This is a genomic window from Corynebacterium sp. LK2510 (genome assembly GCF_040946405.1).
In the GTDB taxonomy this organism is placed as follows: domain Bacteria; phylum Actinomycetota; class Actinomycetes; order Mycobacteriales; family Mycobacteriaceae; genus Corynebacterium.
Genome location: NZ_JAYWLR010000025.1, coordinates 1 through 20274, shown reverse-complemented (window position 1 = coordinate 20274; position 20274 = coordinate 1). Strand labels below are relative to the sequence as shown.

At 63.0% G+C, this 20274-nt stretch carries 21 protein-coding genes and 1 other RNA gene; 5 read left to right on the top strand and 17 right to left on the bottom strand.

Going from position 1 to position 20274, the window contains the following annotated elements; translation table 11 throughout:
* Positions 1–137: 137 nt before the first annotated feature.
* From VVR41_RS10160 to prfB, 13 genes are all read right to left on the bottom strand, one after another.
* A complete protein-coding gene (locus VVR41_RS10160) occupies positions 138–893 on the bottom strand; it encodes an ATP-binding cassette domain-containing protein (protein ID WP_321103983.1) in 756 nt (251 codons plus the stop codon).
* The gene (locus tag VVR41_RS10155) at positions 890–1810 is read right to left on the bottom strand and encodes an iron chelate uptake ABC transporter family permease subunit (protein WP_368524669.1); all 921 of its coding nucleotides are present in this window, start codon (positions 1808–1810) and stop codon (positions 890–892) included. The genes VVR41_RS10160 and VVR41_RS10155 overlap by 4 nt, the downstream gene beginning before the upstream one ends.
* 100 nt (positions 1811–1910) lie before the next feature.
* Positions 1911–2885 carry an ABC transporter permease gene (locus VVR41_RS10150; RefSeq protein WP_368524667.1) on the bottom strand — a complete coding sequence of 325 codons (975 nt, stop codon included), beginning with the start codon at positions 2883–2885 and terminating at the stop codon, positions 1911–1913.
* Complete coding sequence (locus VVR41_RS10145) at positions 2885–3880, bottom strand: siderophore ABC transporter substrate-binding protein (RefSeq protein WP_368524666.1); 996 nt, start codon at positions 3878–3880, stop codon at positions 2885–2887. Before VVR41_RS10145 ends, VVR41_RS10150 begins: the two co-directional genes overlap by 1 nt.
* A gap of 183 nt (positions 3881–4063) precedes the next feature.
* A complete protein-coding gene (locus VVR41_RS10140; RefSeq protein WP_368524665.1) occupies positions 4064–5035 on the bottom strand; it encodes an ABC transporter substrate-binding protein in 972 nt (323 codons plus the stop codon).
* Between the two features lie 38 nt (positions 5036–5073).
* Positions 5074–5862 (bottom strand): ABC transporter ATP-binding protein, encoded by a 789-nt coding sequence (locus VVR41_RS10135; RefSeq protein ID WP_368524664.1) that lies wholly within the window; start codon positions 5860–5862, stop codon positions 5074–5076.
* Positions 5859–6812, bottom strand: coding sequence for a FecCD family ABC transporter permease (locus tag VVR41_RS10130; protein ID WP_368524663.1), 954 nt, complete (start codon positions 6810–6812; stop codon positions 5859–5861). The genes VVR41_RS10135 and VVR41_RS10130 overlap by 4 nt, the downstream gene beginning before the upstream one ends.
* A 266-nt stretch (positions 6813–7078) precedes the next feature.
* Positions 7079–7460, bottom strand: a transfer-messenger RNA (tmRNA) gene (gene ssrA / locus VVR41_RS10125).
* Positions 7461–7505: 45 nt separating this feature from the next.
* Entirely contained in the window at positions 7506–8150 is a 645-nt protein-coding gene (locus tag VVR41_RS10120; RefSeq protein ID WP_368524662.1) for an SDR family oxidoreductase, read from the bottom strand.
* Complete coding sequence (gene smpB, locus VVR41_RS10115; RefSeq protein WP_321101530.1) at positions 8147–8638, bottom strand: SsrA-binding protein SmpB; 492 nt, start codon at positions 8636–8638, stop codon at positions 8147–8149. Before smpB ends, VVR41_RS10120 begins: the two co-directional genes overlap by 4 nt.
* Positions 8639–8658: 20 nt before the next feature.
* Positions 8659–9561, bottom strand: a complete 903-nt coding sequence (gene ftsX, locus VVR41_RS10110) for a permease-like cell division protein FtsX (RefSeq protein WP_368524661.1) — start codon at positions 9559–9561, stop codon at positions 8659–8661.
* Entirely contained in the window at positions 9561–10253 is a 693-nt protein-coding gene (ftsE, locus tag VVR41_RS10105) for a cell division ATP-binding protein FtsE (RefSeq protein ID WP_321101527.1), read from the bottom strand. Before ftsE ends, ftsX begins: the two co-directional genes overlap by 1 nt.
* A 36-nt stretch (positions 10254–10289) precedes the next feature.
* On the bottom strand, positions 10290–11396 hold the full coding sequence (gene prfB, locus VVR41_RS10100; RefSeq protein ID WP_368524660.1) for a peptide chain release factor 2: 1107 nt from the start codon (positions 11394–11396) through the stop codon (positions 10290–10292).
* Positions 11397–11475: 79 nt separating this feature from the next.
* Between prfB and VVR41_RS10095 the strand changes: the two genes are divergently transcribed.
* Both VVR41_RS10095 and hisN read left to right on the top strand, forming a co-directional pair.
* Positions 11476–12282 (top strand): inositol monophosphatase, encoded by an 807-nt coding sequence (locus VVR41_RS10095; protein WP_368524659.1) that lies wholly within the window; start codon positions 11476–11478, stop codon positions 12280–12282.
* On the top strand, positions 12275–13060 hold the full coding sequence (gene hisN, locus VVR41_RS10090) for a histidinol-phosphatase (protein ID WP_368524658.1): 786 nt from the start codon (positions 12275–12277) through the stop codon (positions 13058–13060). The genes VVR41_RS10095 and hisN overlap by 8 nt, the downstream gene beginning before the upstream one ends.
* On the opposite strand, the gene VVR41_RS10085 is transcribed toward hisN, so the two are convergent.
* Positions 13041–13886: a S1 family peptidase gene (locus VVR41_RS10085; RefSeq protein ID WP_368524657.1), complete on the bottom strand. Its 846-nt coding sequence runs from the start codon at positions 13884–13886 to the stop codon at positions 13041–13043. The two genes, hisN and VVR41_RS10085, sit on opposite strands and share 20 nt — an antisense overlap.
* Before the next feature lie 109 nt (positions 13887–13995).
* Between VVR41_RS10085 and VVR41_RS10080 the strand changes: the two genes are divergently transcribed.
* Both VVR41_RS10080 and VVR41_RS10075 read left to right on the top strand, forming a co-directional pair.
* Complete coding sequence (locus VVR41_RS10080; RefSeq protein WP_368524656.1) at positions 13996–15222, top strand: DUF418 domain-containing protein; 1227 nt, start codon at positions 13996–13998, stop codon at positions 15220–15222.
* Complete coding sequence (locus tag VVR41_RS10075) at positions 15219–15653, top strand: GNAT family N-acetyltransferase (RefSeq protein WP_368524655.1); 435 nt, start codon at positions 15219–15221, stop codon at positions 15651–15653. Before VVR41_RS10080 ends, VVR41_RS10075 begins: the two co-directional genes overlap by 4 nt.
* 25 nt (positions 15654–15678) lie before the next feature.
* Here the strand turns inward: VVR41_RS10075 and VVR41_RS10070 are convergent, their stop codons facing one another.
* Positions 15679–15843 carry a glycerol dehydrogenase gene (locus tag VVR41_RS10070; protein WP_321101513.1) on the bottom strand — a complete coding sequence of 55 codons (165 nt, stop codon included), beginning with the start codon at positions 15841–15843 and terminating at the stop codon, positions 15679–15681.
* 328 nt (positions 15844–16171) lie between these two features.
* Here VVR41_RS10070 and VVR41_RS10065 point away from each other — a divergent pair, with 328 nt between their 5' ends.
* The gene (locus VVR41_RS10065) at positions 16172–17041 is read left to right on the top strand and encodes a cation diffusion facilitator family transporter (RefSeq protein ID WP_368524668.1); all 870 of its coding nucleotides are present in this window, start codon (positions 16172–16174) and stop codon (positions 17039–17041) included.
* Positions 17042–17079: 38 nt separating this feature from the next.
* Here VVR41_RS10065 and VVR41_RS10060 read toward each other — a convergent pair whose 3' ends face one another.
* Entirely contained in the window at positions 17080–17838 is a 759-nt protein-coding gene (locus tag VVR41_RS10060) for an SDR family NAD(P)-dependent oxidoreductase (protein ID WP_368524654.1), read from the bottom strand.
* A gap of 433 nt (positions 17839–18271) precedes the next feature.
* A partial coding sequence (locus tag VVR41_RS10055) for an Ig-like domain-containing protein (RefSeq protein WP_368524653.1) occupies positions 18272–20274 on the bottom strand: 2003 nt, incomplete at its 5' end.

Here is a 20274-nt window from a genome sequence, read left to right as displayed (position 1 = left end):
TAAAACCAGCACTCTGCACCACTATCAACTTGTCAGTTCTTCACACCACCCGGCTTAAGGAAGTAACTCCCACCCGCCGAAGCAGCGAGATGAAACATTAACCACAACCCAACAACAAAGCAAATTCCCAGGTCAGGCTAGTGATATGCGGCGATTGGACCATGCGGACCATCGATGACTGTGATGTCGGTGTTGAAGATGTCCGTGAGCAGGTCGTCGCGCATGATTTCCCGCGGGGTTCCGAAGGCGACGATCTGGCCGTTCTTTGCGGCGCAGATGTAGTCCGCGTAGCGCGCCGCGTAGTTGATGTCGTGCACGACGATGATGATCGTGCGGTTGAGGTCGCGCGCGGCGTCGTATAGGTGGCGCATCATCTCGACGGAGTGGGCGATATCCAGGTTGTTCAGGGGTTCGTCGAGAAGCACGTACTCGGTCTCCTGGCAGAGAACCATCGCAACGTACGCGCGCTGACGCTGACCGCCGGAGAGCTGATCGAGGTAGCGGTTCTCCAACTCCTTGAGCCCGAGGAAGTCGATGTACTTCGAGATGATGGTCTCGTCGTCGTCGGTAAGCCTGCCCTGCGAATAGGGGAACCGGCCGAACCCGACGAGCTGGCGCACCGTCAGGCGCGTGATGAAGTGGTTCTCCTGGCGCAGAATCGAGATGACCTTGGCCAAGTCCTGGGACTTTGCCGAGGTGACGTCCATGTTGGCGATCTCGACGGTGCCCGAGTCGACGGCGAGAAGGCGGCCGATCATCGTGAGCAGAGTCGACTTGCCGGCACCGTTTGGTCCGACAAGCGCCGTGATGCCTCCGGCGGGGATCTGCAGGTTGACGGGTCCGATGGCGACGTCGTCGCCGTAGTCCTTCCTGACGTCGGTAAGCGTAATCACAGCCGCCCCTTTCTGAGGATGACCACCAGGAAGGTGATGCCACCCACGAGCTCGATGATGATGGAGACCACGCCCTGGGCGTAGAAGATGTGGTTCATGACGAAGTACGCACCGGTCAACACCACAAATCCAAGGAGAAATGCCATCGGGAAGATGTAGCGGTGGTCATAGGTGTCGGTGAATTGGTAGGCCAGGGTTGCCACAAGGAACCCCAAGAACGTCATCGGCCCAACCAGCGCCGTCGAAACGGCCATGAGGATTGAGACCAGCACGAGCGTGTAAATCGCGTGTTTGCGGTGCTTGATCCCGAGGTTCACCGCGACATCGCGGCCGAGTGCCAGGACATTGAGGCGCCGCGAGTTGAGGTACATCAGCGTCGCCGCCACCAGCACCAAGGGCACGGCCACCGGGTAGTAGTCGGGGTTCGCGTTGTTGACCGACCCGAACATGCGCGCCGTGAGCACGTCGAACTCGCTGGGCGTGAGCATGCGCTGCATGAACGCGGAGAGCGAGCCCAGTCCCCCACCGATGACGATGCCGACGAGCAGCATGGCGTGCATGTTGGAGTTGGAGTCGACAAGCAACCACGTGTACAAGATCAGCGACAGCGTCACCATGACCGCGATCTGCGCGATGAACATCGGCAGCGTCCGCGCATTGTTGAGCCCGTTCGCGCCGAGGAAGTACACGGTCGCGGTGTGGATGGCGATGTAGAGCGACTCAAAACCCATGATCGACGGCGTCAGGATACGGTTGTTCGTCACCGTCTGGAACGCGACGGTGGCGACCGCCTGGCACAGCGCAACAATGAGCATCGCAGCCACGGCGTAGAGCCGGCGCTCCGCAATCAGCCAATAACCGCGGGTCCCAAACTCAACAGGGTTCTCGTAGGCGATGAGGCCGGCCACGAACACCATAGCCAAGACGCCGAAGCTCGCCAGCGCGAGCCAATAACGCCGAGCGCTTCTCGATGACTGGAAGGCGCCGACATTTCGGGGGGCGCGAGTACTCGTGAAACTACGCAACTCGGGTCTGCCTCACAATCAGCACGACGAACACAACCGCGCCAACGACGCCAAGGATGACGGAAACGGGCATCTCGAACGGCGCGATGATGGTCCGGCCAAGCAGGTCGCACACAGTGACGATGCCGATGCCGAGGACGCACACCCACGGCAGGTTCGAGCGGATGTCATCACCGCGCAGCATGCTGACGATGTTGGGCACGATCAGCCCCAGGAACGGAGGATTGCCCACGACCACCGTGACCACGCCGGAGGCGACCGCCACCAGGGCGGTGCCGATGAGCACGATGCGGCTGTAGTTCAGCCCCACGTTGGTGGCGATGTCCTCGCCGAGGCCGGCCACGGTCAGCTTGTCCGCGTAGAAGAACACCGCGACCACAACCGCGAGCACGACCCACAACACCTCGTACTGGCCTGCGATAACACTGGTGAAGGAACCTGCGAACCACACGCCCAGCGACTGCAGCAACTGGGTTTGCAGCGCGAAGAACGTCGAGATCGAGCTGACCACGGCACCGAGCATGATGCCCACGATCGGCACGACCAGCGAGGAGCGCAGGCGCACCCGGCGAAGGAAGAGGAAGAACACGACTGTTCCAACGAACGCGAAGACGACCGCCACGATCATGCGCACCAGGATCGACGCGTGCGGGAAAAACACCAGCGTAGTCAGCAAACCGAGTCCGGCCCATTCTGTCGTGCCGGTAGTGGTGGGCTCAACGAACCGGTTCTGGGTGAGCATCTGCATGATCAGCCCGCTCATCGCCATGGCCGCGCCCGCGAGAATCAGCGCGATGGTGCGCGGCACACGGGTTTCACGAAACATGTCGAGGCCATCGACGTTTTTCCAGATGTCGTACTGCCCCACGAACAGCGAGACAACCAGTAGAGCCACCACAACGCCGATACCCGCCAGCAGCTTCCATTCCAGAAGCGGGCGGCGGGTCTCGGCGGACGTTGGGGTCATTACTGGGCGGCCTCGAAGGAGTCAGCGAGCTGGTTGAGGATCTCGGTGTACGTGATGATCGACTCATTAGTGTACGTGTCAACTGGGGCGATGTACACGCGCTGGTTCTGCACGGCAGCAACGTTGCGCAGCGGCGCAGAGTCAGCAATGACGGCTTCGGCAGCGGGCGAGCCTTCGTCGTCACGGGTGGCGGCATCGCGGTCGAGGACCAGGATCCAATCCGGGTTCGCCTGGGCGATCGCCTCGACGGAGATGTCGTCGCCCTGGTGGTCGTTGGTGGCGTTTTCCACCTCAAGCGCCGGGGTCATGCCGATCATGTCGAAGACCGGGCCCCACACGCGGCCAATACCCGGGGCGACGTAGCCGATGTTGCCGCCGGAGACGTTGACACCCATGACGGTCTGCTCGGGGTCGTAGGCGGCCTTGGCTCGCTCGAGCGCGGAGGTGAAGTCGTCGATAAGCTTCTGCGCCTCGTCCTGCTTGTCAAAGACCTCGCCCATGGCTTTGGCGTGGCGGATGAGCTCGGCGTCGAGGGGCTGGCCCTCGCGCGGCTCGAAGTCGAGAAGGACCGCGTCGGGGACGAGGCCCTCGATCTCGGAGTCGAACTTCATGAAGCGCTGGCCGGAGACGACCACGTCCGGATCGGCAGCGACGATGGCTTCCAGGTTCGGCTCGCGGTGGTTTCCAATGTCGACGATGCTGTCGTCGTCACCGATGCCCGGAATGGTCACAGGCACGATGCCCTGGGCTGCTGCGATCGGCTTAATGCCCCAGTTATCGAGCATCTCGAAGCTGCGGTTATCCAGGGCGACGACGCGCTGCGGCGGGCTCGGGACCTCCTTCGAACCCGTGTTGTCCTCGACTGTAACAGTGTTGGCGTTCGCGGAAGCAGAGGTGGTCGCGGTGCCCTGCTCGGCGGTAGAGCACGCAGCGAGGCCAAGCGACGTAGCTGCGGTCAGGGCGAGCAACGCAGCTCGGGAAGAGTGACGAATCATGTGGGCGACTCCTCAGATAAGAGTTAGGTTAGGTTTGCCTGCCTAAAACTAGCGCCGGCTGGAAAGCAAGCCAACCCTTACCCCCGGCGTTTCAAAGAATTACACTACAGGAGTGTTTCCTAATTGGTCGCATGGGGGTAAGACCACAGAGGGCCGCGATGGTGTCGTGAGTTACATAAGGGTTTACTTGTTGACTTCGTTGAGGATCTTTTCGTAGCCGACAGCCATGTTTTCGCCCGCAATCGCGCTGGCCTCGTTCATGGGCATTAGCACGATTCGACTGTTGGCCACCGCGGGAACCTCAGCCACGGCCGGGTTCTCCAGCAGCGCCGCGAACGGCTCGAGGCCACGGCCCATGAAGTCCTCCACGAAGATGATGTCTGGGTTCGCCAGCGCCAGGAGCTCGGCATCGATCGGGCCGGTCGAGGTGATTCCTGCAGCACCCGCAGCGTCAGTCGCGCCGGCACGCAGCGCGAGACCCGGCAGCGTGTTCTCAGCATCCATGGCCATCACGGCAGGCCCGCGCGACATCAGCGCCACCATCGACGGGTTCGCGGCGGGGTTCCTCTTCGCGTCCAGCTCCGCGATCTTCGCCTCGAAGTCAGAAGCGAGGCGCTCCCCCTTCGCGCTGACACCGAGGGTGTCTGCAAGCGTGCGCAGAGACGCCGCGAACGCTTCCGGCGTCTCGAAGTCGCTCGACGAGAAATTGAGGGTCTCAACGCCGGCCGCCTCGAGCTGATCAGCCAAGGTCTTCTCGCCCCCGTGGCGCGAGGTAAGGAGGACCAGGTCCGGCTGCATCGCAAGAATCTGCTCCGGATCCGGGTTGGTGGACTGCGGAACGGTGCCCTCAACGCGGCGGGCGAGTTCCGGGAACTCCCCCATCCCCGGCGCCTTGGCGCTTTCCGCGACGGCCGCGAAGTTCTCGGGATCGACCAGAGACAGCGCCATATTGGCGGTCTCCGTACTGACAGCCACGATACGGGTGTACTGAGACGTTTCATTCTCGGCGGACTGCGTAGCGGCTGGCGACTCGGTGCCGGCAGTTGTCGCCTGCGTCGTGGTGGGGGCCGCATTGTCGGCAGCGTTAGAACCGCACGCTGACACCAGAACCAGTGAGGACAGCAGAACGGAAGCGCCAAGGAGATTTCTCGCCATGATGTATCAAAAGCCTTTCGTGAAAGGGTTAGTCGATTCTAGAGAGGTGTGACGATGAGTTTGTGCGTGACGGGGCTGCGTTCTACTGCAGCGTCAATGTCGAACACCGCCTGGATGTTGTTGCGGGTCAGCACACCTTCCGGCGCGCCACGGGCGAACACGGTGGCGCCGCGCTCGCCGGGTGCGAGCAGCACCAGCTCGTCGCAGAAGCGCGCGGCGAGGGTGAGGTCATGGAGCACCATGACCACTGTTCGTTGCGGATTCTCAGCAACCCATCGCGACAGAGCTTTCAAGACCGAGAGCTCGTGGCGTACGTCGAGGGCGCTTAGGGGTTCGTCGAGAAGCATGAGGGCGGAATCTTGAGCAAACGCCCGGGACAGCGCCGTGAGTTGGCGCTCGCCGCCACTGGTGGCAGCCGTGGGTCTGTCCGCCCATGCGTCGGCACCGGTCAGGGCGAGTGCCGCGTCAACCCTGCGGGCTTTGAGCGCTGCGGTGAGGCCGGTGTGGGAATAGTGGCCCATTTCTACGACCTCGCGCCCGGTGAACGGCGTGGGATCCAGCGCCTCTTGCGCGATGTAGCTCATGACCCGCGCTCGCGCCTTAGCCGACAACTGCCCCATGTCGCGGCCGTCCACAAGGACTTCACCGGAGTGCTTGGTGAGCCCCAACACCGCCTTGATCAGCGTTGATTTTCCCGCCCCGTTGGGCCCGATCAGGCCGTGCACTTTTCCCGCCGCGAGTTCGAGACACGGGACGTCGATAACCGTTCGGGCGCCGTAGGCCACGGAAAGATCGCGCAATTGCACGCCCACGTTCTGCATGCTCATACGGTTCGCCCTCCGCGGAGAACAAGGAACAGGAGGAAGGGCGCACCGATCAACGCAGTGATCACACCGGTCTGCAGAATCACCGGATTGAACAGCATGCGCGCGGCGGTGTCGGCCACGATGAGAAAGCTCGCCCCCACTAGGAAGCTCGCGGGCAGAAGGAAGCGGTGGTCAGCGCCCGCGACGAGGCGGATGAGGTGCGGCACGACTAAGCCCACGAAAGAAATCACGCCCGTAGTCGCCACCGCTCCCGCCGTAGCCAAGGCCGCGCACGCCAGAACGGTGTGCGAGACGCGCTTGACGGCCACACCGCTGGACTGAGCCGTCGCTTCGCCCAGGGCAAACAAGTTGAGCTCACGGGCGTGGATCACCACGCCGGCGGATCCGAGCAGAACCGGCCCGACCACGAGTGCAACGTTCGCGAATGTGCTGCCCGTGAGGTCGCCATTGAGCCAGAACATGGCCGAGCGCGCGTCTTCGGAATCGCGGGCGTTAGCCACCATCGCCGCGATCACAGCGCCGAGAAATGAGTTCAGCGCGACGCCCACCAGCAGAAGTGTCGCGTTGGAGCCGCGCGAGCCCACAGCCTGCACGAGGAACGTGGCCAGCAGCGCGCCGGCGAACGCGCCGAGGGACATCAGCACGGGGTGGGTCGCGGCAAGACCTGTAACGATGGTTGCCACCGCAACGCAGGCGGCACCCGCGCCAACACCGGTGATACCTGGCTCCGCCAGCGGATTACGAAAGACTGCCTGCATCGCCGCTCCCCCGACCGCGAGCGCCCCGCCCACGAGCGCGCAGGTGAGAATCCGCGGAAGGCGAATCTGCGTGATCAGGATCTCCGTCGCCGAGAGCTTGTCCCCCGAGGCCATCGCCGCGATCGCAGCGACAACGTCCCGGATAGGCGTTGTCACTGGGCCGATGCACAGAGCCGCGGCGGCGACCGCCACGAGGCTTATGCTCGTCAGAACAAGCGCATGCGTTTTCACTGGATCCTTTCCGTGCCGGCGGCCTGAGCGCTCACGCGCGCTCGATGCCGGGCTAACGAAAGAATCCTAGCAACTATTGGAATTCGTTTTCAATACTCCAGGGAGGGACACTTACGCAACGTTGCTCCCGTCCGCGATCGCCTTTCACTCTCAACGACCGTCTCTTGCTCCGTAACGCAGAAATGAGGCGGGCCCCAGACCGTTGCTGGTCTGGGGCCCGCCTCAATCGGTGGAGCTGCCGGGAATTGAACCCGGGTCCTTCATCACCGCGCCAGGGCTTCTCCGTGCGCAGTCCGCGCAAGGTCTCTGCTCGGCCCTCCGGATCAGGCGAACATGTCCGGATGACGGGCCCAGTCAGTGTGAAAAGTCCCCGCAGGCCGCACTGACACAGCCCTTGGGCAAGTCCCCTAAGTCGATGCCAGGTACCGGGTCGGGGACGAGCCCGGCCTGACAGACACGCGGTCGCTAGCTCTTAGGCAGCGAGGGCGTAGTCACGCTGAGAGTTCTTCTCTGCGCTTATTGGTTGCTGCGACGCTTACGGTGGTCTCCAGCCTGCACCGGCACGCTTCCCCTGGCTTGGTCAATGAAGTCGAAACCAAAATCAGCCCCATTAACTACGGGAATCGTAGGAGAGTTGACTTTACTCGGCGACTGCTACTTGCGCAAGGGTGTCATGCGCAGGAAGTCGATGACGGTGTCGGGCCCGGCGACGACGGCGAGGCGCACGGCCTTGGCCACGTCGGACGCCTGCATCTTCGGCCGGTCGTCGCCGGCGATCATGTCGGTATCGGTCGGGCCGGGGTGCAGCGAGGTGACGCGGACCCTCCCCTGCTCCTCCAGACGCAGGACGTCGGTGAAGCCCTTCAGGGCGTACTTCGACGCGCAGTAGATGCTGCCTTCCTCCACTCCGTGGAATCCGGCGCCGGAGTTGATGGTGAGGATGAGGCCCTGGGAGCGTCGTAAAGCGGGCAAAAACTCGCGCACCAAGTGGATCGCGGCGTGGACGTTGGTGTCGAAGCCGTCGCGCCACTGCTCTTCCGTGAGCTCATCGAACGGCCCCCTGGGGTAGACGCCAGCAGCGTGGACGAGCACATCGAGCTCGTCAATCTTCGCGCACGCCGCCGCGATCGCCTCCGGGTCACGCAGATCGACCTCGAAGGGCTCGGCGCTCGGGAGCATGTCCACGACCTCCCCCGCATCCCGGGAAGCGCCGACGTAGACGTGGTGGTCGGAACCCAACTCGAGCGCAATGGCGCGGCCGATGCCGCGCGAGGCTCCGGTGATGAGTGCTTTTTTCATGCCTTGATCCCCTTAAATTTGCGGCCAAGGTCGCGCGCGATCTCGCGGTCCTCGGTGCGGCGCTTGATGGCCTGGCGCTTGTCGTAATCCTGCTTACCCTGGGCCAGGCCCAGCTCGACCTTCGCCTTGCCCTCCTTGAGGTAGAGGGAGAGCGGGACGAGAGTGCGGTTGCCGTCGCGAAGCTTGCCCTCGAGCGAGTCGATCTCCCTACGGTGCATGAGCAGCTTGCGGGTACGCCGCGGCGAGTGATTCGTCCACGAACCCATCGAGTACTCCGGAATATGGAGGTTGCGCAGCCACACTTCGCCATTGTCGATGGTGGCGAACGCCTCGACCAAGCTCGCCTTGCCCTCGCGCAGCGACTTGATCTCGGTACCGACGAGCACGATGCCTGTCTCGTACGAATCCAGGATCGTGTAATCGTGCCGCGCCTTGCGGTTCGACGCGATCGTCCCTGCGTGAGTCTGCTTCTTCTTTTTCTTGGCCATAACTAGGAGCAGTTTACCTGCTACTTTCTCACGTAACTGCGCAGAGCCACCTGAGCTGCGACAGCGCCCAAGGCAACGGCCACGAACGTGACAACCGGCATGATGATCCACACCGCAGAGTCGGGCACACGTGCAATGAGTTGGGCCGCATAGAGGTCGCTGAGCATCGGGTCGACCACGTAACGCTTGGACAGCCAGGCCGCAAGGGTTCCGATGATTCCGCCAACAAGCACGGACACGGCCGCCTCCAGCACGAACGGTGCCTGGGTAAACCAGCGCGAGGCGCCGACCATGCGCATGATGGCGATCTGCTCACGACGGTTATATGCCGCGAGCTGAACCATGTTGGCAATGAGGAACAGCGCCGCCAGGGCCTGGGCAGCCGCGACGAGGAATGCGACGTTGCGGAAGGTGTCCATTGTGCCTGCGGCCTCGCGCACGGTATCCGCCTGGTCGGTCACGACGGCGACCTGGGGCATGTCGCGGACGGCGTCGATAGGCGCCGGGTCCGTGGGGTCGTTCAGGCGCACGTGCAGCGCGGCGGGCAACGCGTCGGGGGCGGTCTCGCGGACGAGCTCGGGTTCCGTGTCTTGGAACAGTTCGACGAAGCGCTCGTAGGACTGCTCGCGGGAGCGGAACGTGACCTGTTCAACGCGGTCGTCGGCCTGCAGGGTGTCGCGCACTTCGCGGCAGGCGGTACTCGAGCAGTCAGTATCTGTCGCGGAAATGTCCTCGTCGAGCTCCACCATCACCTCGACGCGGTCGAGGTAGAGGTCCTTCGTCTCCGAAGTGGCCTGCGAGATCATAATGCCGGCGCCCACGAGCACGAGCGACAGCGCGGTGGTGATCACAAGGGCGACGGTCATGGTGATGTTGCGACCGAGGCCTTTGAGGCCCTCGCGCACGACAAATGCGTAGTTCATTAGCGGTTGCCCCTTCCGTACACACCGTGCTGGTCATCGCGGACAAGTTTGCCCAGGTGCAGCTCCATGACGCGCTGGCGCATGTCATCGACGGCGCGGGCATTGTGAGTGGACATGACCACGGTGGAACCAAGGCGGTTAATCCGGGCGAGCAGGCCCATGATCTCGTCGGCGGTGGCCGGGTCGAGGTTGCCCGTGGGCTCATCAGCAAGAACGAGCGGGGGCCTATCGACAAAGGCACGGGCGATCGCCACGCGCTGCTGTTCGCCGCCAGAGAGCTCGTTGGGCATGCGGTTCGCCTTCGCGTCTAGGCCGACGAGCTCGAGCGCCTCGGGCACGAGCTTGGAGATGCGCGACTTGGACTTGCCCGTTACCTCGAGGGCGAACGCCACATTGTCGTAGACGTTGAGCTTGGGCAGCAGGCGGAAGTCCTGGAACACGTAGCCGATGGACTGGCGCAGGCGGTTGATCTCGCGACCCTTAAGGGCGTTGACGTGGAAGTCGTTGAAGTAGATGTCACCGCTATCGACGTTCTCCTCGCGGATCATTAACTGCAAAAACGTCGACTTGCCAGAACCGGACGGGCCGATGAGGAAGACGAACTCGCCGTCCTGGATCTCAAAGGAGACGTTGTCCAGCGCTGGCCGGGTTGAGGTGGGGTAGATCTTGGTCACGTCCGAGAATCTGATCACCCGCCCAACCCTACCCGTTACAGGTGGGGCAGAAAACTACTCAGCGTTCTCCTGGGACTGCGCCATGCGCCACCGGATTCCGGCCTCAAGAAAGCCGTCGAGGTCGCCGTCGAGCACCTTCTGCGGATCCCCCACCTCGTAGTTCGTGCGCAGGTCCTTCACCATCTGGTACGGGTGCAGCACGTAGGAGCGCATCTGGTTGCCCCAGGAGGCGTTGCCGCCGGCACCGAGCGCGTCGAGCTCCGCCTTCTCTTCCTGGCGCTTGCGCTCGAGCAGCTTGGACTGCAAAACGTTCATGGCCGAGGCCTTGTTCTGGATCTGGGACTTCTCGTTCTGGCAGGTCACGACGATGCCTGTCGGAATGTGGGTGATGCGCACCGCGGAGTCGGTGGTGTTCACCGACTGCCCGCCGGGACCGGAGGAGCGGTAGACGTCGACGCGGATGTCCGAGTCCGGGATGTCGATGTGGTCTGTCTGCTCCACCACGGGAAGAACCTCGACCTCGGCGAACGAGGTCTGGCGGCGGCCCTGGTTGTCGAAGGGCGAGATGCGCACGAGGCGGTGTGCTCCCTGCTCCACCGACAGCTGGCCGTACATGTACTCCCCATGCACGGCGAAGGTAGCGGATTTGATGCCAGCTTCTTCCGCGTAGGAGATGTCGTACACGTCGACCTTGTGGCCGTTCTTCTCCGCCCAGCGCACGTACATGCGCATGAGCATCTCGGCCCAGTCGGCAGCGTCGACCCCGCCTGCGCCGGAGCGGATGTTCACCACGGCTTCGCGCTCGTCGTACTCGCCGGAGAGCATGGTCTGCACCTCTAGCGAGCCGAGCTGCTCCTCCAGCGATGCCAGCTCGTCGGTGACAAGCGCCGGGTCCTGCTCTTCTTCGGCGAGCTCCACCATGACGGGAAGATCGTCAACGCGGGTGCGCAGCGAGGTGATCTTGCGCAGGCGCGACTGGACGTTGGACAGCTCCGTGGTCACCTTCTGCGCGTGCTCGGGGTTGTCCCACAGCGACGGGTCCCCCGCCTGCTGCTCGAGCTCGCGTGCACGGGCAGCCATCTCCTCGAGATCCATCACTTTTTCGATGGTGGTAAGCGTCGAATCAAGGTTCTGGATGCGTGACGAGGTCTCGGGATGCATAGCCCCACAGTCTAGCCTGCTGCCCGGCGCGTGCTTCTTCGCGCTGAAGCACGCGGGCTCATTGACCATAATGAACGACATGGCTGCCCCCGAAACAACCGACCAGTTCATTGCCACCCACGCCAGCGCCGACGACGCCGAGCTCGCCCGGGCACTCGTCACCCACGCCGGCGAGCTCGCGCTGCACATGCGCGACGAGGGCCTGAGCACCGACTACAAGACGTCGATCTCCGATGTCGTCACGGATGCCGACCGCGCCGCGGAGGAGTTCACTACGACGGTGCTCGAGGCGCTGCGCCCCGCCGACGGGATCGTTGGTGAAGAAGGTGCCGCGAAAGCGTCTGCAAGCGGGCGCACGTGGGTCATCGATCCGGTCGACGGCACGTTCAACTTTTCCCAGGGTTCGGACTACTTCTGCTCGGCGCTCGCACTGACCGGCGGCGACGAAATCGTGGTCGGGGCTGTGAGCCGCCCGGCGACGCAGACGACGTGGGTGGCGTCACACGGTGTGGCGACGCGCAACGGGCGGGAGCTGGGGCGGTTGCGGGAGGCGTCGATAAGCGAGGAAGCCCTCGTGACCTACCTCCACCCGACGTTTATGCGCGACGATGCCGTCCGCGAGACGTGGCTGAGCGTGGCGCGCGATGCCGCGACCCTTCGCATGGGCGGCGCGGGGTCGATCGACCTGGCCAACATCGCCTCCGGGCAGTTCGGGGCATGGCTGCAGCACAGCGTCGCGGACTGGGACTGGCTTCCGGGCAAGGCCCTGATCGAGGCCGTTGGCGGCACCGCCACAAAGGTTGACGCGGGAGGGGTGAGGTGGTGCGTGGCGGGTAATGCGCGAATGGTCGACGACATTGCCGCTAGGCTTAACAGTCATGCCTAACTACGCAGACGACCTCGCACTCGCCCTCGAGCTGGCCGACATCGCCGACTCGCTGACCATGGAGCGCTTCGAGGCCGCGGATCTGACCGTGGAGTCCAAGCCGGACATGACACCCGTCTCCGACGCCGACCTCGCCGTGGAGAAAGCACTGCGCGCCAAACTCGAGGAGGCCCGCCCGGGCGACGCGATCCTCGGCGAGGAATTCGGCGGCCAGGCCGCGTTTGAGGGCCGCCAGTGGGTCATCGACCCCATCGACGGCACGAAGAACTTTGTGCGCGGCGTGCCCGTCTGGGCGACGCTGATCGCATTGCTTGTCGACGGCTCCCCCGTCGCCGCCGTCGTCTCCGCCCCCGCCCTGACGCGACGCTGGTACGCCTCCTCCGGCGCCGGCGCCTGGCGCTCCTTCAACGGCGGCCCACTCAAGCGCCTGCAGGTCTCTGGCGTGGCCAAGCTTGACGACGCCTCCCTGTCCATGTCATCGCTCGAAGGATGGACCGCACGCGGGTTGCAGGACAACTTCATCGCCCTGACCGAGCAGAACTGGCGCCTGCGCGGGTTCGGCGATTTCTTCTCCTACTGCCTCGTTGCCGAGGGCGCGGTCGACATCGCGGCCGAGCCAGAGGTCTCGCTGTGGGACCTCGCTCCCCTGGCGCTGCTGGTGACCGAGGCCGGCGGCCGTTTCACCTCGCTGGCTGGCGAGGACGGGCCGCACGGTGGCGACGCGGTGGCCACCAATGGCCACCTGCACGACGCGGTGCTTAACGCTCTGGGAGCGTAAACCCGCGGCCCGGCGCGTCGCTGGCGTTGAGCGAGTTCAGCACCGAGTCCATCCGCGCGCTGCGGGTCGGCCCGTGGATTGGGCCCTGCAGCGGGCTGTAGCACGGCAGGTTCTGCGCGGCGGGAACGATCCCGCCCGCGACGATGCCCACCATGCGGTCGCCAACGACCAGCGGGGCACCCGAGTCGCCCGGCATGGCGCACACGTGGGCAATGTTCTCCGTCCCCCAGTCATGCAGGGTCACGCCACAGGTGTGGCCGGAAGCGACGCCGTCTTTGCACACGACCTCACCCGGGCGCCGCGGTGCGCCGCCGATGTCGTTGACGGTCACCCCGTTGTAGCTGCGGCTAACCTCCGCATTGGAGCCGAGTTCGATGACCGCGTAGTCGAGCGCGGGATCGGCGGTGACAACGGTCCCCGACGCCCCCACCTCCGGAGTGTCCGCCGAAGTGACGTTCGCGCCCGGGCCGCCGCAGTGGCCTGCGGTCAGCGCCACCTTGCGGCCCTCGGCGTCGTGCCCGGCCGCGGCCACGGTGCACATGTTATCGCCCACGTAGACCGGAGTGCCGGGACCGTAGACAGAGGTGTGCCCGTCTGATTCGGGGCGGCGGGGAGCGTCGTGGAAGGACCCGGGCACTCGGTGGAGCACCTCGGTGCCAAAGGGCTTGCCGGCAAGGAACGTCGAGACTGGGTCGGAGTGCCACACGTAGTTGGGGTCGATCTCCTCGGCTGACGCATTGGGCGCGAACGCGGAAACCACGACCGCAGCCAGCGCTCCGGCACTCGCTAGCACTCCAACACGGCCCCGGCGGCGCACAATCGTCACGGCAAAATCCTTCCCACACAACACACGAGCAAGCTGTAGGAACGCCAGATTACACCTGTTCCATCTGAATCATCGCTCAGACAACGCCCCGCTTGCTATGGTTGCCCCCGTGAAACCTGCTCCCCGCCTCATCGTCCCCGACCTAGCCCGCGGACTAGCCCTTCTCGGAATCGCCACCGCCAACGTCTCCCAGGCTTGGCTCCTCGACAACGGGACCGACCCTGGCGCCACACTCGGGGGGATCCACCCAGGCAGTAGCGTCGACTCGGTCGTCGCGGTACTCGCGGCAATGTTTGTCCACGTCCGTGGACTGCCGATGTTCACCACTCTCCTCGGGTTCGGTTTTGGCCTCATCGCCGCCAGCTTGCACCGCAAGGGCTACCCACCCGCCGCAGCACGAAAGGTGCTCATCCGTCGCTACGGATTTCTCGCCCTGTTTGGCTTCGCGCATATGTTTTTGCTGTTTTACGGCGACATCATGAGCGTCTACGGGGCGATCGGAATTGTTGCGGCACTCATGCTCACGGCGCCGACAAAGGCACTGCGCATCACCGTCTACTGTGCCCTGGGGCTGACCATCGTGATCACCGCCGTTAGCTCTGTCGCCATGTACATGACGGATTCGGCGTATCTTCCTGAGCTGCGCGCCCCAGCCGGGGACCTGGACACGCTGGGCGCTTACTTGGCCTCAAACGCCCAGGCTGCGGTTCCTGTCGCTGTGAGCCTGCCCGTCGCCGTCATCTCGATTGGCGCGCTGGTTCTCCTCGGGATTGTCTGGGCCCGCGAAGGCTACCTGACTGACGTTGACACGCACCGCCGAGTGCTTCTGACATGGGTGGGCATTGCGGCAGCCGTGGTCGTGACAGTCGGGCTGCCGCTGGGGCTGGCTGCCGTCGGCGTGATCGACCCCGCACTCGAGCTGCCCCTGTCCATGATCAACAGCACAGTCGGCCTGCTTACCGGCCCCGGAATTCTCGCCGGGCTTGCTCTCGCCGTGAACCCGATCCAAAAACGGATGCACGCCGAGTTCGCAGCCCATGGCACCACCACGGCCCCGGCGTGGATGTATCCCTTTGTCGCGCTGGGAAAGCGCTCCATGAGCGGATACCTCGCCCAGTCGTTCCTGTTTGTCGCACTCGTCATGCCGTTCGGGCTTGGGTTGGGACTGGACGCGACAGTCACCGGCAAGACCGCGGTCGGCGTGCTGGTGTGGCTCATCACCTTGGTACTGGCAAGCGCCATGGAGGCCCGCGGCATTCCGGGGCCGTTCGAGCAGACCCACCGCAGACTCGCCTACGGGCGCACGAAGCGCCTCGAGCCCTACTCCCCCGCATGATCTCATTCGTCGCGCTGACGGAGCTCACCGCCGAGCAGGCCTACCGGCTGTTTCGTCTCCGCGTCGATGTGTTCGTGGTGGAGCAGAATTGTGCCTACCCGGAGATTGACGCCATCGACGCGCATCCGGAGACCCGCCACGTACTCGCGTGGGGTGATGATGGCGAGTTGCTCGCGTGCGGGCGTGTCTTCCCTACCCCCGACGGTCCGCGATTCGGCCGCTACGTGGTCTCACCGGCCGCCCGCGGAACCGGGCTTGGCCCGGAACTGGTGCGCGCAGCGATCGAGTACACCACGCGCTGGCCCGGGGATCTTGTCATCGAGGCACAATCCGGGCTGACCAATTACTACGGGCAGTTCGGGTTCGTCGCCGAGGGCCCAGAATACCTCGATGCGGGCATCGCGCACCGCGTCATGCGGATCGCGCGGTAATTCTCGCCCGCTAGCGGGTGGGGTGTTAGCGCGGACGGGCGAGAGCACCCGCCAGCGACGATGTCACCGCGGATCCGACAAGCACGCCAATCGTGTAGAGCATTCCGCTTACTCCGAGCATGCCCAGCAGCCACCCGAAAAACAGCGCACCGATCACGGCACCGATGATTGCGATGACCCAGCGTCCCATGTGAAAACACTCCTTACCAGTGGGTTAACGTCGCCCCAGCCTACCGTCTGTACTCTGCGCCGTGCTACGCTGAGTGTCGTTGAAGGGGAGTAGATCCGCTGCCCGGCTCCACGCCGGATAGTCGTGGCAGGTCGACACACTGGCGCTTTCGCCCGGCCTGTCAGCTCCACGGGGAGTGAACGAGACCTTCGGAACCGTGAACCACGGCGCCGAACGGTCGTGCCGCGAGTGCGGCCGCGCGCCCCAACCTCGAAGGATCCCCGTGTCTATCAACCTTGCCGAAGCCCCGCCCGAGATCGCGCGCGAGCAAAGACTGTTGGAGAAGTTCATGTGGCTCTCCATCGGCGCCGCCATCTCCGCTTTCGGCCTCAAACTCGCAGCCGCGGTGGTAACCGGTTCCGTCGGTTTCCTCTCCGATGCCATCGAGTCCGTCATCAACGTCGTCGCCGCAGCCGTCGGCCTGTGGGCGCTAAGGATTTCGGCTAAGCCTGCCGACGACAACCACCCGTTCGGCCACGCCAAGGCAGAATACTTCTCGGCCCAAGTGGAAGGCGCAATGATCCTGATCGCTGGCGTGGCGATCATCTACACGGCCATCGACCGCCTCATCCACCCGCAAGAAATCGTGCAACCCACGTTAGGTGTGGTGTTGTCCACCGCGGCCGCCGTCATCAATCTGGTCGTCGGTATCGCGCTGATCCGCGCCGGCAAGAAGTACCGATCCGCAACACTCAACGCCGACGGGCACCATTTGCTTACCGACGTCTGGACAACCGTCGGCGTCCTCATCGGCATCTTCCTCGTCACCCTGACAGGGTGGCACGCCCTCGATCCCCTGATCGCCTTGGGAGTCGGCATCAACATCCTCTTCACCGGCTACCGCCTCTTGAAGGAATCGATCGTCGGCTTGTTATCGGAGGCGCTTCCCGACGACGAACTCGCAACTATCGACGCCTTCCTCGACTCCGTCGCCGCCGAACACGGCGTCGAGTTCACCTCCGTGAGAGCTGTCGCCTTCGGCCGCGACCGCTTTGTCAGCGTGATCATGCAGGTCCCGGGCGACTGGACCGTCGATTATTCCCACACGCATGCCGACATCGTCGAAGAAGGCATCGCCCGCGAGCTCGGCGGAGCAGAGACCCTAGTCCACGTCGAACCGCTCGGGGTGGAGACACGCGTCGGCCCGATGTGGGCGTAAGGCTCACATCGGGCCGGGGCGACTAGGTTTTTCGGGTTCTAAACAGAGGTGTAGCCGCCGTCGATAAGGTGGTAGCTCCCTGTAATAAAGGAAGCTTCGTCGCTGAGGAGGAAGACCACGAGGTTAGCAACCTCGTCAGCCTGGCCAAGGCGACCAAGGGGGTGCTTAGACACGAGCGTCTCGCGGAAGTCGTCAGGAAGCTCGTTGAGCAGCGGGGTGGCAATGTAGCCCGGACCGACGGCGTTGATGCGGATGCCCGCTTCAGCGTATTCAGCAGCCGCGTTCTTGGTCAGGCCGACAACTCCGTGCTTCGCGGCGGTGTACGCGGCGTGCCCCAGAGCAGCGACCTCACCGTGAATCGAGGCCATGTTCACAATCGCTGTCTCGTTGGTGTTGTCCTGCTTCAAGAACTGCTCGATCTGGTAGCGGTTTCCGTACGCTACACCAGATAGGTTGACGGCGATGACCTTGTCCCAGTCAGCAATGTCCAGCTCACCAACCTTGGCGGTCTGACCACCGATACCGGCATTGTTGACTGCGAGCTCCAGCGAACCGTAGGTCTCGACAGCAAATTCGACCGCCTCCTTGTTCTGCTCAGCGTTCGAGGTGTCAGCTTTGAACGCCACTGCCTCGCCGCCGGCCTGCTTGATCTCTTCGACAACCTTCTCTGCCGCCTCCAAGTTCAGATCCGAGACGACGACCTTGGCGCCTTTCGACGCCAGATTCTCGGCGATGGCCTGGCCCAGACCAGAACCGGCACCGGTTACGAGGGCAACTTTTCCGGTGAAATCAGACATGCAAACTCCCTCGTCACTAGGCAAAACTCAGTGGATGATACAAGCCCGAGAGTAGCACCGGGAGGCGCAGTAGGGGGCGGGCGACAGATTGCCCCAGGCAACCCCTCCCCCGGCCCTCCAATGGCGCGAGTGCCCATGCTCCAGCGAGGTCTGGTGCGCTTCGTCGCTTGATGACGGGAGATCGGAAAGACCGGTGCACTTGCGAAGGCTTTGGCCTGTGTGTCTATTCCAAGACCAGCACCCGGGGGAATCCGCGCAGACCGATCTCGTGACGCAAAGAAGATCGATCGCTACGCCGCGCGACTACGTGGACTCGCGTCAGAGTTGTTTGCTCCTGACTGGAGACAAAGAGTGGGCATATACCAACGCCCCAGCTCTAATCGTAAAGATCAGTGCCGGGGCTTGGTGCGGAGACTTCTACCGCGTGCGCTGTTTACTGTGCGCGGCGGCGAACAATGATCATCGAACCGCCGATGACCAGCATCACCAACGCGACCAGAGCGATGGTCGTGGTGTTAGCACCCGTGTTGGCCAGCGTGCGCTGCTGCGGCTGAGCAGACTTCTGCTGCGATGCCGGAGCACTAGTCTGCTGAGCCTTCGGCTGAGACGCGGCTGGACTTGGGGTCGGCTTCACTGTCGATGTCATCGGGCCAACTGTCGGCCCCGGAGGAACCTTGTTCGGTCCCGTCGGCGTCGACGTTGTCGAGGTAGACGGATCAGCCGACGGCCTCGGAGGAATTGCGTTGAGCGTCGTAGTCACAGTCGCAGGCGTAGTCGTCGACGTTTCCGACGACGGCGTGGTCGTCGCAGGCGTAGTCGTCGACGTTTCCGACGACGGCGTGGTCGTCGACGTTTCCGACGACGGCGTGGTCGTCGAAATCGGTGCGCCGGTGTTTGTTACTGTGATCGCGCCATTTGGGATTTTTGAAGGGTTAGTCAAATCTGGAGTAAAGGGCCCACTGACTTTCGATGTGAAGCCTGCTACCGGACCTTCCTTGACCGTATAGACAATAGGAACCAACGGGTAGGATTGGGTCGGCAAGTCGGACCACATTACGGACGTTTCCCCCGGTTTAATCATCAACTTGGGAGCTAGGGTTCCATCAGACAATTTGGCCGGTTGACCATTGGCAAGAAGCTCGAATTCGACGCTCAGGTCCGGAGCGACCCCCGGGTCCATATCACTGCAGACCTTGTTAACATCACACCAAACTTTGTTGACCGTAAGCGTCGTTACGGGCGATTTTCTGTCAATCCACCCAATTGTGTCAACGGACTTGTACCAACCCACATCGGTACCAGGAGTAGTAAATTCATCAGATGTGACGGTTGCCGAATTACTGATATTGGCACTGACCGCTGGAACAAGGGAATAGTAGTTAATTGCGTACTGAGCTTTATCCGAAGGGTTCACACCAATTGACTGAAGGTAGTCCGACACGCGAAACGTGAATGAGTCTCTTTCGAAGGTGATGAAGTTCGCCGTCTCACCCTGATTTCCAAGCTCCGGATACGGGACAACTTTTCCCTCATCTCGAACAGCTACAGAGAAAAAGTTCCTCAAATATGATCCTTCGAGCTGTGCATCCAACTGCTGCTGATTGAGCGCTCCCTCTACGGCCGGTACCACTGCTGGACTGAATCCGGCCGGCAATCCGGCGAGCTTGTCAGTGACAATGACGTTTTGCCCAATGACTTCGGGAGGGTTGTTCCCCTGCCAGTTGTTCAGCTCAATAAACCAGTGCGCAAACACTTGTCCCTCAGCGGGCTTGATCCACTGATAATTGTGGTCCGCTCGGTGGATCTTCAAATTCTCCAACGTCCCAAAGTTTTTCCCGTCGACCTCCCACCCAGACCATTTGTTGATCGTCATCGGTGGATTCGGAGGAGGCCCGGATCCTTTGAGAATTTTCTCATAAACGGACTGCTTTCCAACCGTTACGGAAACGTCAACATCTCCACCATCCGGACCTGAGTGATTGTACTTCGCGACCACCTCGAGGCCTCCGCGAATATCGATTTGTCCACCGATGCCTTCCCCGAAGGTCACTGTGACTACATTGCCGTCCACGGTGGCGATTGCTCCGTCGCCAAGCGACGCCAAATTCCTTTCCACCACGGAGAACGACTCTGGAAGGGTAACCGTAAATTGGTCGCCGGGACTTGTACCGTCGGGGACCTGGAATTCAAACGAGAATATGTATGGAGTCGTCTCATTGAGTTCCGTTACTGGATTACGGTCAGGGTCTGTCAGTGAAAACTGAATTCCGGTGGGCTGCACCTCTGCGGCATTAGCTTTAGGGGGCGACTGGATGCCAACGGTCACGAGGACCATCGCCAGCGCTGTGAGGACTGCAATCCACGGGCGTGACCATGAACGCAGTCCAGAATGGTTAAACATCAGACTCCTCGGAGTTTGCACAGATCGCTGGAACA